Origin of the sequence: Streptomyces gilvosporeus, from assembly GCF_002082195.1 — a bacterium.
GTDB classification, from domain to species: Bacteria; Actinomycetota; Actinomycetes; order Streptomycetales; family Streptomycetaceae; genus Streptomyces; species Streptomyces gilvosporeus.
Genome location: NZ_CP020569.1, coordinates 998,781 through 1,011,943, shown reverse-complemented (window position 1 = coordinate 1,011,943; position 13,163 = coordinate 998,781). Strand labels below are relative to the sequence as shown.

The window sequence follows — 13,163 nt, the reverse complement described above, 5'->3', positions numbered from 1 at the left end:
GGACATGACCGCAACGGCCGGGCGTGTCAGTGGATGTGCGGGGCGTGTCAGTGGATGTAACGCATGGTCATCTCCCTTCTGTCGCAAGGTGGGGCGCCGTCGTCCACATGTCGTCGACGGCGTGGTCGTACGCGTCCCGCCAGGACACCGTCCGGCGGGCCGTTACCCGTGCCCCAGAACCTCGATGGGGAGCGGGAGTCGGTGCAGGCGGTAGGGAAGAGCGACCGCGAGTCCTCCCACCGCGAGCAGCAGGCCGTCGGTCAACAGGTTCTGGACCGAGGGGTATGAGGGGTCGTCTGCTGCGGGCAGCGGCCGGGGGTGGGCGAAGTGGTCGAAGACTCCGACGGATTCGGGGCGGTCCAGGACGATCTCCTTCCGGACAGCGCCCGGACGGGAGTCGCGCACGATCAGGAATCCGGGACCGCGGCGATAGTGGAGGAGGCCGTACCGGTAGGTCTCCTGCCAGGTGTGCACGGTGGTGGATCGATCCGCCTGTGTCGGAGGGGCCAGGTGGAAGAGGATCCGGGGAGCGGGGAGCCGGGACAGGTCGGCTCGCCAGAGCACGGGCAGTGCGTGTGCGGTGTGTTCCCGCAGCGAGCGGACGAACTCCACGGTCTCGTGCGCCCGGTCGGCGGCGAAGGACACCTGACGGATCTCGTCTGTACGGGGAGCGGTCTTGGCCATCATCAACCTCCGGCCGGGACGTGCTCGGATGCGTACGGCATCGCGCCGGCGTGCGCGTCGCGTTTGATGCTCGGTCTGTTCGTGGCCAGCGCGACGAATCGGTCGGCCTCCTCGAAGACGAGTCCCTGGTCCTTCCAGGCACGCAGCCAGGAGCCGATTTCCGCGGCTTCTCTGTCGTGGCCCTCTGCTGCCAGCCTTTGCCGTAGCGCACGCGGGTTTCGCGGGGTACGAAGCGCCTCGTACACGGCGGCGGGGGCACCGGGCTCCAGCCTGATCTCACGTGCCGGCCATCCCACCCGCCGGTCCACGATGATCGGTGCGTCCTGGTCGTCGTGGCGCAGGACCAGGCTGCTGGCCGCGTAGTGGTCACGCCATGTCTCGATCGCCGTGCGCAGCCGCGTGGCCGCCGCCTCCTCGATACCCGCCGCCGGGGTGTCGAACTGGTAGACGAGGTCGTGGAGTTCAGCCTCGGGCAGGTCATAGACGTGGTCGTACAGCGAGGCGGGGCGGCGACGCGGGAAGCCGAGTTCCGGGCGCTGGAAATAGGGGCTGTAGCGCTCCAAGAGAATGCGTACGGCGCCGGCCGGCGGCTGGAGGTGTACCAAGGCGGGGAACTGGTCGACGACCGGCGTGTAGTGGTCCTCCCGCTCACCGGGAAATCCGTACAGATAGTTCCAGTCGACGGTCACGTCGTGCTCCTCGCACATGCGCAGGAGCCGGACGTTCTGAGTGGCGTGCACCCCCTTGTTCATGATCTTCAGAACGTCCGAGCTGAGGTTCTCGATGCCCGGCTGGATGTGGACCAGGCCCGCGGAGCGCAGCATGGCGATGTCCGCTTCGCCGAGGTTGGACTTGACCTCGTAATAGAAATTCAGGTCCATATCGGCGGCGGCGAGCTCAGGAAGCAGCGTCCGTAAGTAGGCCATGTCCAGAATATTGTCCACCGCCACGATGTCGAGAATGCGGTGGCGCTCCACAAGTTCCTGGACATGGCGGCGGACATGCTCGGGGGAACGGGCGCGAAATTTCATCGTCAGTCCGTTCAGCCCGCAGAAGGTGCAGGTGTGCTTCTCCCCCCACCAGCAGCCACGTGCGGCCTCGTACAGAAGGGTCGGCTTGACGAAGGATGTGACCGGGCTTTTCCCGAGAGCGCTGAAGTAGCTGTCGTAGTCGGGGCACGGCACTTCGTCCATCGGCTGTGGCGCCCCGGGTGGGTTCGTCACCGTGTCGCCGTCCTTCGTACTCCAGGAAAGGCCACTGACCGCTTCCGCGGGAAGGACGCCGTCGAGATGGTCGATGAATTCCACGTAGGACCGCTCGGCTTCGCCGCTGATGACGTAATCGACGAAGGGGAAGTTCCGCTGAAGGGCCGCTCCCATCGGAGCGTCGCAGTTCCCGCCGCCGAAGAGGACGGGAATGTCCGGAGCCAGTTCCTTGACGACCCGGGCCATGGCGAGCGAGGGCACGTTCTGCTGGAACGTGCTGCTGAACCCGATGACCTCCGGCTCCGTGGCGACGATCTCGCGCGCCAGCGTGGCGACGAAGTCGGCGGCGTGCTCCGCCATCGCCTCGGACTTGCCCGGGTCGATGCCGTTCTCGGCCAGATGGGCGCGGAAACGCTCACGGCGCCAGTGCGGCGTTCCGTAGAGCGCCGAGGTGAAGACCCAGTCACCCATACCGTGCCAGACGCCGATGTTCGCGACGTATTCGTAGTCGTGCGGTGTGATCGCACCGTGGGTGACTTCGTAGAGGTATTCGGCCCAGCGTAGATTCACGAAATGTAAGCGCACTTCGTGCTGACCGCGGCACCGGCCGGTTTGGGTCTGTAAGATCCCGAGTGGCAGAGAAGGCGTGGCCAGCAGATGCCACGGCATGGAGACAAGTGCGATCCGCATATCCTGGCTTTCTCGTCAGATGACCTGAAACGATCGGCTGATGTCGAACGGAAATCTGCACCTGGGGGGTTGGTTGCGCTGTCCCTCGATCTGCTCCAGCTGAAACACGACCGGACACGCTGATCAGGAATCACGAACTGGCATGGCGCGTGACCGAAAAGGCTCACCATCGGCTGGGGCCCTGCGTTTCGTCGGCCATTAGCGTCGAGCATTGCCGAGGCGTGCGCAAGGGGCCGCCACATGAACACGGTGCGCATGCCGGCCGACGAGCCGACGTCATCGAGACGGCGGCCTCGTCCCCGAAGTCGGGTCAGGCCCGAACGCCGCGCCGGTTCTTGATCCCGTCGCCGAAAGAGTGCCGGTCCCAGCATTGAACGCCGGCAGCGGGGCATCACTGATTCGGGTGCCAGCCGTTCCCCGTTCCCGGAACGTTCAGCTGGTCTCCGTGCCACCGTTCTCTGCCGTCCCTACGGTCCTTGACGGTTTGCAAGGAGGGGGTTCATGGACGCAGTCCTCGCGGTTCGGGCTCGCGGAATCACGAAATGTTTCGGCGATGTCGTCGCACTCGACGGCATCGATCTGGATGTGGCGCAGGGTCAGATCCATGGCTTGGTCGGCCCCAACGGTGCCGGTAAGACGACATTGCTCGGCTTGCTGCTGGGACTGGCCGTCGCCGACAGCGGGAGCCTGCAAACCCTGGGCATGCCGGTCGGGCGGGCGCTCGCCGCTCCCGACGGCGTCGCCGGCTTCGTCGACGGGCCCGGTCTCTACCCCTCGCTCACCGCCAGGCGGAACCTCGCCGCGCTGGCCGCTCTCCGCGGCCACGACGCGCGGACAGCGGGGATCGACGACGTGCTCGACCAGGTCGGGCTCACCGATGTCGCCGACGACCGGGTTCGCGGTTTCTCCCTCGGCATGCGCCAGCGGCTCGGGCTCGCCGCCGCCCTGCTCACCAAGCCCCGGCTGATCGTGCTCGACGAACCCTCCAACGGCCTTGATCCGGCGGGCACACGACACGTGCACGGTGTCCTCACCCGGCTCGCGGCCGACGGAACCAGCGTCGTGCTCTCCAGCCACCGCATGGATGACGTCGAGGCACTGTGCTCCGAGGTCACCATCCTCGCCACCGGACGGGTGGTCTTCTCCGGACCGCTGAACAAGCTGGCCGCCGAGAACCGTGAACTCGACTACCGCTTGCTCACCTCCGACCCGCAGTCCGCGCGCCGGCTGGCCGCCGACACGGCCGGCATCCGGGTCGTCGACGGCACCGGGGCACGGCATGACGCCGAGGCGCTCGTGGTGCGCACGCTGGTGCCCGCCCTGGACGAACTGGTGGTGCGGCTCGTGCGGTCGGGTATCGCGGTGCGCGAGCTCGCGCCTGTGGTGTCGCCGCTGGAGGCCGCGTTCCTCGCCCTCACCGAGCAGCCGGAGGCGGGCCGATGACCGCGACCCTCGCCGAAGGCAACGTCGCCGGTGCCCGGCGCGTTTCGGTGCCGCGCACCTACCGCTTCGAGCTGGTCAAGCTGTTCTCGCAATGGCGCATCCGCCTGCTCGTCCTCGCCTGCTGGATCGCGCCGGCGCTTTTCGTCGCCGGAGTCAGTCAGCAGAGCACACTCCCTTCCGACACGCTCTTCGGCCGCTGGATGCACGCCACCGGGTGGGCCGGTCCGCTGGTCATGCTCGGTTTCGCGGGCACCTGGGCGCTCCCGCTGCTGACCTCGGTGGTCGCCGGCGACGTGTTCGCCTCCGAGGACCGGCTCGGCACCTGGCGCCACCTGCTCGTGGCCGTCCGGTCGCCCCGACGGATCTTCGCGGCGAAGGCACTGGCCAGCGTGACCGTCCTGCTGCTGCTCGTGGCCGGGCTGGCCTGCTCCAGCGCGGCCGGCGGGGTGGCGGCGGTCGGCAACCAGCCGCTGGTCGGCCTCGACGGCCACCTGCTCGCGCCGACGGACGCCGCCGCGAAGGTCCTCCTCGCCTGGGTCTGCGTGCTCGCCCCCACCCTGGCCTTCGCCGCCATCGGACTGCTCGGGTCCGTCGCGCTGGGGCGGTCCCCGATGGGACTGCTGCTGCCCGGCCTCGTCGCGCTCGCGATGCAGCTCGCCCAGATGCTGCCGCTGCCCGCCGCCGTGCGCCTGGCCCTGCCCAGCTACGCCTTCATCGCCTGGAACGGTCTGTTCACCAGCCCCGTGCAGCTCGGCCCGCTCCTGATCGGCATCGTCGTCAGCCTCGCGTGGGCCGTGCTCGCGACCGCGCTGGCCTATGTGCTGTTCCTGCGGCGGGACTTCACCAACCTCGTCCACGACGGTTCCGAGCGCCGCGCGCTCACCGTCGGGCTCCTTCCGCCGGCCGGACTGACCGCGCTCACCGTTGCGGCCCTCGCCGTGGCGACCCCCTCGACGGGTTCCGGAATCGAGCAGGGCACGGTTCAGCGGTCCGTCGCCACGGCCTTCGCCCACCTCTATCGGCTACAGACCCGACAGCTCCACCGCCCCGCCGTCACGGAGACGCAGCTGCGGACCACGGCGGCGTGCACCAAGAGCGACGGCCAGGCCGCCCAGGAAGGGGCGGGCAACGACTGGCGCTGCGTCGTGACCTGGCATCTCCCCGGCATCGCCGTCGCGGGGACAGCGATCTACCAGCTCGACATCGGCCCGGACGGTCGGTTCGTCGCCGACGGTGACGGACCGAAGGAAGTGAACGGCTACTTCCTGCTGCGGACTTCGACCGGGGACTCCCCGAATCCGCTGTGGCAGTTCGACGGCAACGTCGAGCTGCTGAACACCACCTCGAAGGGATAGTTCCATGCAGGTAACACGGCAGCGCCGGGTGAACGAGAAGGCGCAGGTCAACCTCTTCGGCAGACGCGTCGGCCGCCGGACCTTGCTGGTGACGGCGGGCATCGCCGTCGCCCTCGGGGTCACGGGTACCGCGGTCGCCTCGACGTATCAGTTTGGCACCCAGCAGGTTGCGCAGGTCACCGCCAACGGCCAGGTCATCTCCAGCGACCAGTACATCAAGCCGTACGGCAGCCGCACCGTCCTCAACGACGGCAAGATCATGTCGTCCGCGGTCAGCCCGGACGGAACCCACCTCGCGGCCTCGGTGGCCGACGGTGACGCGTCGCTGGTCGTCATGGATCTCGCGACCGGGCAGGTGAAGCAGAAGGTCGGCACCAACGCGGCGGACGACCTGCGCATCAAGAACGGCTCCGTCGGCCAGGAGGGACCGACGTACTCGCCCGACGGCAAGCAGCTGTGGCTCGGCCAGGCCGACGGCTACACCAAGTTCACCGTGGGCGCGGACGGCACCCTCTCCAACCCGGTGACCGTCTCCATCCCGGCCGACGGCACAAAGCGCGCGCTGGTGGGCGCGGCGGTGTTCTCGGCCGACGGCTCCACCGTGTACTCCGCGGTCAACGGCCAGAACCGGGTGGTCGCCATCGACGCCGCGACCGGAACCGTCAAGCAGAGCTGGGCAGTCGGCAACGCCCCCCGCGGACTCGCCCTGGCCGGCGGCAAGCTGTACGTCAGCAATGAGGGCGGGCGCCCGGCGAAGCCCGGCGACACCACGATCAACTCCTACGGCACCGACGTGGTGGCCAACCCGCACACCGGGGCCAGCACCACCGGCACGGTCAGCGTCGTCAATGTTGCCGACCCGTCCGCCTCCGTCGGAACCATCGACGTCGGTCTGCACCCGACCGCGGTGTACGCGACCAAGGGCGCGGTGTTCGTCACCAACACCGCCGACAACAACGTGTCGGTCATCAGCACGGCCAAGGACAAGGTCGTGCAGACCATCTCCACCCAGCCGTGGCCGGAGGCATCGGTCGGCTACGAGCCGAACGCGGTGACGCTCACCGACGACGGTCACCTGCTGGTCACGCTCGGCCGCGCCAACGCGGTCGCCGTGTACCGCTACAAGTCCCCTCAGGAGCCCGCGAGCTACATCGGTCTGCTCCCGACGGACTACTTCCCCTCCGGGGTCGCTGCCGTGGGCAAGAAGGTGGTCGTCTCCAACACCCGCGGGATCGACGCCCGCCGCCCCTCCGCCACCGGCGGACACGGCACCCATGACACGACGTCGAGCCTGACGCAGTTCACGCTGCCGGACGACCGCACCATCAGGTCCCAGACGGCCAGGGTCTTCAAGCAGAACGGCTGGACGCCCGGATCGGTCACGACGGCCAAGGGCACGAGCCACGCCAGGCCGCTGCCGGTCCCCGTGCGGCTCGGCGACCCCTCGACGATCAAACACGTCTTCCTGCTCGTCAAGGAGAACCGGACCTACGACCAGGTCCTCGGCGACCTGCCGCAGGGCGACGGCAACTCGACGTTCACGCAGTTCGGCGAGAACGTGACGCCCAACCAGCACGCGCTGGCCGAGCAGTTCGGGCTCTACGACAACTTCTACGACATCGGCACGAACTCGGCCGAGGGCCACAACTGGCTGATGCAGTCGGACAATCCGGAGTACACCGAGTCCTCGGCCGGTGAGTACGCGCGAAGCTACGACACCGAGAACGACGTCCTCGGCCACCAGAAGACCGGCTTCATATGGTCCGGTGCGCAGGCGGTCGGCAAGTCCGTGAAGGACTACGGCGAGTTCCAGTCGGTCGAGAGCAAACCGGCCGGTGCGACGTGGCCGAACCTGTACTGCGACGCCAAGAACATGGCCGCGACGGGTCAGCGGACCGCGTACCCGATGCAGACGGGCTCGGCGATCCCGTCGCTCAACAAGGTGTCGGTGCCCGGCTTCCCGCTGTTCGACCTCGACGTCCCGGACGTGTACAAGTACCAGATCTGGAAGCAGGAATTCGAGAAGAACGGCCCGGCGAACCTGAACATGTTCTGGTTCTCCAACGACCACACCGGCGGTCCGCCGAGCCCGGCCGCCGAGGTCGCGGACAACGACCTCGCGGTCGGCAAGATGGTCGACGAGATCTCGCACAGCAAGTACTGGAAGGACTCGGCGATCTTCGTCGTCGAGGACGACTCCCAGGCCGGCATCGACCACGTCGACGGCCACCGCGCCCCGGTCCAGGTCATCAGCCCGTGGGCCCAGCACGGCAAGGTCGACAGCCACTACTACTCGCAGATGACGATGATCCGCACCGTCGAGCAGATCCTCGGAATCCACCCGATGAACCAGAAGGACAGCGCGGCCACGCCGATGTACGGGGCGTTCACCCGGAAGCCGGACAACACCCCGTTCACGGCACAGCCCAACCGGATCTCACTGACCGACGGCCTGAGCACCCCGCCTCCCTGCGGCGCCGACACCCCGGCCCCGCAGAACAGGAAGGCGGCACTCGCGCCGACGACGGCGAAGGTACCGGCGGACAAGCAGACGCTCGTGGCGCAATGGAAGGAGTGGGAGTCCCACCAGCGTCTGACCGGCCCCCACGCCGTGCCCGACTTCGCGAACCCCGCGCAGATGAACCACCTCACCTGGTACCAGACGCACAACTGGGCCAAGCCCTACCCCGGTGAGTCCAAGATCTACGCACCGAAGGACGTGCCGGGCGCCTACATCCCGTCGTCGGAGTCCGACGGCTGACGACGGCTGATCGCGGCAAGGGGCTTCCGGCCGGCGTCACTACCGGCCGGAAGCCCACGCAGAAGCCGGGGGTCGCGCAGCACGATGAAAGCCAGGCCCTCGGCGTCGAACCGGGCGACGTGGTGCCAGTCGGCGGTCAACAGGCCGATCTCGCCGTCGTCGAGGGCAATGTCGCGCTTGTGGTCCGGGACGTTGGCGACGACCGGGGTGATCACGCACAGGGTGCCGCCGGGGCGCAGCCGCTCGCGGAGTCGGTTGACCACCCGGACGCGGTCGCGGACGAACGCGAAGCTCTGCCGGAAAACGATGAGGTCGTAGGCGTGGTGTGGGAGATCCGCGGGTTCGCCGGTCTCGATGTCGAACCGTGCGTACGTCACCGCGGCGGCGAGGTCCGTTTGCTGGCGTGCGGCCTCGATCGCGGCCTCGGCGTAGTCGACCGCGTCGACCCGATAGCCGGTGGCGACCAGATGACGGGCGAGTTCGCCCGTGCCGCAACCAACCTCCAGGGCGAGCGCACCAGGGGACGGCGGGAGGTGTGCCTCGATCAGGGCCCGCTCGGCGTCCCCGAGCGGTCGGAAGGACCTGCCGTCCCGGTAGTGCGCATTCCATTCGTCTTCTGTGGTGTACCCCACCGAGTCTCCTGAGATCTGTGTATACGGGGCGGGAGGGGGCGGTCAGTGGCGGGTGGAGTCGGGAAAGCGTCCTCCTCGGGACCGTCGATGTGGCCATCGGATCGCCCTTGCGAAGGGTCCGGCCCGGCTTGTGTGGGGAACGGAGTAAACCGGGGTTCAGCTGTGCGGGGTGGGGCGAGGAAGGACAGGGGAAGACGGGGTCCGGGCGTACTGGGCGGCCTGCATTTCGTAGAGCGTGCGGTAGTGGCCGTCGGTGAGGGTCATGAGTTCGGCATGGCTGCCGTGCTCGACCACGCGGCCGCGGTCGAGCACGTAGATCAGATCGGCGGTCGCGGTGGCCGCGAGCCGATGGGTGATGAGCAGCACGGTGGTCCCGTTGTCGGTCATCGACCGAAGGGCCTGGAACGCCTCGATCTCCGCCCGGGGATCGAGTGCAGAGGTCGGCTCGTCGACGATCAGCAGCGGAGCGCGGCGGTACCGGGCTCGGGCGCTGCCCATGCGCTGCCACTGGCCGCCGGAGAGCTGGGTGCTGCGCTCGAAGCCGCTGACGATGATGCTCTCCCACCGGTCAGGCAGCGAGTCCACCACGCTCAAGGCGTCGGCTTCGCGAGCGGCTTGCTCGATCCGTTCCTGGTCGAGGTCGAGTTCGGGGCGGCCGATGTGGATGTTGGCGCGGGCGGTCATCGGCCAGTGAGGGAAGTCCTGGCACAACAGGGCCACGCGGTCGAAGACGGCGTCCCGGTCGGCCTCGCGCACGTCGACGCCGTTGACGAACACCTGACCCTGCGTGGGCAGGTAGAGCCCGGCCAGGAGCTTGGCAAGGGTCGTCTTGCCGGATCCGTTCTCCCCGACCAGCGCCACCACCTTTCCTGCGGGGACCATCAACGACACTTCGTCCAGGGCGAGTTGTTCGGCTCCGGGATAGGAGAACGACACCTTCTCGCAGCGGACCTCGACAGGCCCTTGGGGGAGGGAGAGGCCGCCGGCGGGGATGGCGTTGCGTTCGGCCAGTTCGTAGGCCGTTTCCAGATCGGCGAGGTACATCGACTCTTCGTAGAGCCGGTTCACGCTCATCACCAGACTCGCGAGATTCTGGCTGGAGGTCCGCACCGCGACCACGGCGGTACCGGCCGCCGCCAGCGGAATCGCGCCGAACCACAGCAGCGCCCACAACGCTCCGTAGGAGACGAGCGCGGCCACCCCCGACATCGCCGAGGCCATCAGATCCGTACCGGCCTCGGCGTAGGCCAGGCGCTGCTTCTCCAGCGCGGCGGTGGCAGCCATGTCCTCATAGGCGCCCGTCAGCAGTTCGCCGGCTCGGTGCGCTTTGACTTCCGGGCCCGCATCCGGCCTGGACAGTTGGTAGGTGACCATGTCGGTCGCCCGGACATGGTCGAGCCAAACGCTTCGTGAGGCGTAGTTCCGCCGGACGACCGCCACCGCACCCCATGCCTTCGGCGCTGCGATGAGCAGCAGGGCGAGTACGAGGACGGGGTGCAGGAGCAGCAGGACGCCGGCTGCCGCGACAAGGCCGATGACGGTGTTGATGACCTGGATCGAGGAGCTGAGCATGGAGCGGATGGAACGGATGCCGTAGCGGCCGGCGTCCAGAGCGCGTTGGGTTTCCTTGTTCACGAGCGTCGCCAGCTCGACCCGGGCCAGGCCCCGGTAGTAGCGGGACGTGCAGGCCCGCTCGATCTTCGGTTCCAGGCGGCCGGACGCGGCCACGCTCACCGCCGACAGCATCGACGACGCGGCTGTCACCGCGGCTGCCGTCCCGAGGGCGGGAGCGGCGTCCAGCAGGCGGTCGGTGGTCGGGCCGGCGGAGAAGATCGCAATGAGGACCTGATTGGTGGCCACGAGCGTGAAGGCACGCATCAGGCCGATTCCGAGCTCCGCCGCGAGCAGTACCAGGAGGGCCCGGGGATCCTCCCGCCACGCGGCCCGCGCGACACTCGCCATCATCGCCGGGAACTGTTTGGCCATCGACCAGAACGACACCCTCAGCAGCGGATTCTCGTACTGTGCCCATGCTTTGTCATGCCGTAACGCGCCGCTGAACAGGAGCTGTTCGCTGTCGGATAACGTCGACTGCTGGGGTGGCCTGCTGAGCCAGGTGAACACCGAACCTCCAAGAGGGAGAGAGAAAGAGAGGGAGGGAAAGAGAGGGAGGCGAAGGAGAGGGAGAGGGAGGGAGCGACACGATCGGTGCTAGGCGAGAGTGACGGGGGAGGACGCTGGTGTGGCAGGGGAACAGCTCGTTCAGCCGGTCCCTGACGGCTTCGCACTCGGGGTCCTGAACGCTCCGGAGCCGCTGGTCGATGACCTTGCCGTCCCAGGTTGCCGCCTGTTCGCCAGCCAGCGGTCGACGACGGCACGGAGGAAGGGCGGGATGCGGTAGCCGTCGAGCTTCTCGGGTGCGACCAGGCGTAGTTGGCGTCCCTCGCCGAGTGTGAGTTCCTCGGGTGTGCCGTCATACGGCAGTGCGTAGACCGAGATCAGCCGGCCGGAGCCGTCGCGGTCCCAGATGCGCTCGACGAAGTCCGCGTTCGTCGGCGTGTGCAGTCCGGCTTCTTCGACCAGCTCGCGACGTACGGCCTCGTCCGGGAACTCCCCGGGCTCGACATCGCCACCCGGAAGCGACCAGTAGCCGGGCCAGCAGGGGGCGGCGTCATCGCGTTCGTGCAGAAGCAGTTCGCCGCTTCGGGGGTGGTGGACGATCGCGACCGCACCTTCGGCGGCCGGGCGGCCGTTGACCAGCTCGATCGCGCCGCCGCCTGCTCCGCGGGCGGCAAGGCAGGCGTGTACACGCGGAACGAGGCGCTCCATGAGCAACCCGTGCAGTTCCTCAGGGTCCGCCAGGCGCCACTGGGACAACTCCCGCTCGGGCAGCCGGATCGCCTTCAGAGCCGCGTCGTCGAGGGTGCCTCCGTCGTAGACGTGGATCACCTCGGCCGGTCCGGAGGCGGCGCGGATCCAGTCGGTCGCGAGCAGGGCCTTGACGGGCACGTCGAGGCCGAACTCCTCGTGCACCGTGCGTTGCGCGGCTTCGCGCGGTGTCTCCCCGGCGTCGCTGTCGATGGCGCCGCCGGGCACCAGCCACCGCCCGTCCTCGCACCGCGTCGGCCGGACGACCAGGACGCGCTCCTGCCGGTCGGTGAACAGAACCGTGGCCGCGGTGTGCGTCTTGGGCCGCACCGCACGGTGGTCGGCACCGGTCGACGCTCCGGTGCTCTCCGGCTGGGCGTGCCGGGCCGGCGGGATGCCGAGGGGGGAGCCGGGCTGGGGGAGGCCGCTTTCCAGATGCGCGACCGTGCCGGTGGCCAGGGCCTGCAGCCCGTGGCGGAGGCGTCGGCCGACATGCTCGGGCAGCCGGTCGAGCGCGTCGGCGGGCGTGAGCCAGTGCGCCGCCACGATCTCGCCGTCCGGGAACCTGATGCCTGCGGCCTGTTCGGGGGTGAGCGGCCCGACGGCGAAGACATGGAGGTCCAGCGCGCGGCCGTACAGGTGCGCCGGCGCGCTGTCGACGGCCAGCAGCCGCCCGACGGGCACGTCGGTCAGGCCGAGTTCCTCGGCGATCTCGCGGGCCGCGCCCTGGCGCGGCGATTCGTGGGCCAGCACCATGCCGCCGGGCAGCCCGTACGGGTTCCCGTCCCCGTGGTGGCAGGAATGCTCGGCGACCATCACGCGGCCCTGTTCGTCGGTGATCAGCGCGGTCGCGGACACCATCGGGGAGGGCAGTGTGGCGTAGTGGTCGCGGCGGTCGACCGGTACCGGGCAGCCCTCGCGCAGGTGGGCGGTGTGCGCGCCGCGCTCGGCTTCCAGCGCGGCGGCGACCCGGCGGCGCAGCACCTCCGGCAGCCGCTCAAGTGCCTCCCGCTCGGGGACGTATGCGGCGTCGCGGATCTCGTCCTGCTGAAGGACCAGGTCGGCGAGAGCGGTGGACTGGGGAAGGCGGGCGGCGTAGATATGGGCGACCAGGGACCGGCCGTAGAACTCTTTGGGGAGGCTGTCGACCGCGAGCAGGCGTCCGATGTGCGCCTGGATGCCCAGCTCCTCGCGGAGTTCGCGGGTCAGGCCCGCCGAGGGCTCCTCGTCGTCGACCATGCCGCCGGGGAGGTCCCATCCGTCCTTGTACGACGGGTCGACGAGCAGCAGGCGGCCGTCCGCGTCCCGGATCAGAGCGTCCACCGCCATCACCGGGGCCGGGTGGACGGCCAGGAAGGCGGCGATCTCGGCTGCGGAGTGCGTGGCGGTCATCGGGCCTCACCCGCCGCGCGCTTCTGGTTGACGCCGTCATGGACGCGATGTTCGATTTTCTGACCCTCCGTCAGAAACTTTGGCAGTTGCTGCACTACGCCTCCTCGCGTCGAACGACTGAGTGGAACACCGG

Annotated in this window: 8 protein-coding genes; 3 read left to right on the top strand and 5 right to left on the bottom strand. The window is 68.8% G+C overall.

Annotation, left to right across the window (positions count from 1 at the left end):
• Window positions 1–162 precede the first annotated feature (162 nt).
• Together B1H19_RS04670 and B1H19_RS04665 are read right to left on the bottom strand one after the other, a co-directional pair.
• Complete coding sequence (locus B1H19_RS04670; RefSeq protein ID WP_159027988.1) at window positions 163–687, bottom strand: DUF5825 family protein; 525 nt, start codon at window positions 685–687, stop codon at window positions 163–165.
• Window positions 687–2,579 (bottom strand): RiPP maturation radical SAM C-methyltransferase, encoded by a 1,893-nt coding sequence (locus tag B1H19_RS04665; RefSeq protein WP_083103324.1) that lies wholly within the window; start codon window positions 2,577–2,579, stop codon window positions 687–689. The genes B1H19_RS04670 and B1H19_RS04665 overlap by 1 nt, the downstream gene beginning before the upstream one ends.
• Window positions 2,580–3,080: 501 nt before the next feature.
• On the opposite strand from B1H19_RS04665, the gene B1H19_RS04660 reads away from it, so the two are divergent.
• From B1H19_RS04660 to B1H19_RS04650, 3 genes are read left to right on the top strand one after another with little or no spacing between them, the layout of a single operon-like run.
• On the top strand, window positions 3,081–4,022 hold the full coding sequence (locus B1H19_RS04660; protein ID WP_083103321.1) for an ABC transporter ATP-binding protein: 942 nt from the start codon (window positions 3,081–3,083) through the stop codon (window positions 4,020–4,022).
• Window positions 4,019–5,377, top strand: coding sequence for an ABC transporter permease (locus B1H19_RS04655; protein ID WP_083103319.1), 1,359 nt, complete (start codon window positions 4,019–4,021; stop codon window positions 5,375–5,377). The genes B1H19_RS04660 and B1H19_RS04655 overlap by 4 nt, the downstream gene beginning before the upstream one ends.
• A gap of 4 nt (window positions 5,378–5,381) precedes the next feature.
• Window positions 5,382–8,138 carry an alkaline phosphatase family protein gene (locus B1H19_RS04650; protein ID WP_083103316.1) on the top strand — a complete coding sequence of 919 codons (2,757 nt, stop codon included), beginning with the start codon at window positions 5,382–5,384 and terminating at the stop codon, window positions 8,136–8,138.
• Here B1H19_RS04650 and B1H19_RS04645 read toward each other — a convergent pair.
• The 3 genes from B1H19_RS04645 to B1H19_RS04635 all read right to left on the bottom strand — a co-directional run bounded on the left by B1H19_RS04645 (window position 8,108) and on the right by B1H19_RS04635 (window position 13,030).
• The gene (locus B1H19_RS04645) at window positions 8,108–8,770 is read right to left on the bottom strand and encodes a class I SAM-dependent methyltransferase (protein WP_083103314.1); all 663 of its coding nucleotides are present in this window, start codon (window positions 8,768–8,770) and stop codon (window positions 8,108–8,110) included. The genes B1H19_RS04650 and B1H19_RS04645 overlap by 31 nt on opposite strands.
• Window positions 8,771–8,926: 156 nt before the next feature.
• Complete coding sequence (locus B1H19_RS04640) at window positions 8,927–10,894, bottom strand: ABC transporter ATP-binding protein (protein WP_083103310.1); 1,968 nt, start codon at window positions 10,892–10,894, stop codon at window positions 8,927–8,929.
• A gap of 138 nt (window positions 10,895–11,032) precedes the next feature.
• Window positions 11,033–13,030 (bottom strand): NUDIX hydrolase, encoded by a 1,998-nt coding sequence (locus B1H19_RS04635; RefSeq protein ID WP_083103308.1) that lies wholly within the window; start codon window positions 13,028–13,030, stop codon window positions 11,033–11,035.
• Between the last annotated feature and the right edge of the window lie 133 nt (window positions 13,031–13,163).

What these genes read in the sequence shown, in the direction of transcription:
- B1H19_RS04670 (WP_159027988.1), bottom strand. Translation starts at nt 687, where the DNA reads ATGATGGCCAAGACCGCTCCCCGTACAGACGAGATCCGTCAGGTGTCC.
- B1H19_RS04665 (WP_083103324.1), bottom strand. Translation starts at nt 2,579, where the DNA reads ATGCGGATCGCACTTGTCTCCATGCCGTGGCATCTGCTGGCCACGCCT.
- B1H19_RS04660 (WP_083103321.1), top strand. Translation starts at nt 3,081, where the DNA reads ATGGACGCAGTCCTCGCGGTTCGGGCTCGCGGAATCACGAAATGTTTC.
- B1H19_RS04655 (WP_083103319.1), top strand. Translation starts at nt 4,019, where the DNA reads ATGACCGCGACCCTCGCCGAAGGCAACGTCGCCGGTGCCCGGCGCGTT.
- B1H19_RS04650 (WP_083103316.1), top strand. Translation starts at nt 5,382, where the DNA reads ATGCAGGTAACACGGCAGCGCCGGGTGAACGAGAAGGCGCAGGTCAAC.
- B1H19_RS04635 (WP_083103308.1), bottom strand. Translation starts at nt 13,030, where the DNA reads ATGACCGCCACGCACTCCGCAGCCGAGATCGCCGCCTTCCTGGCCGTC.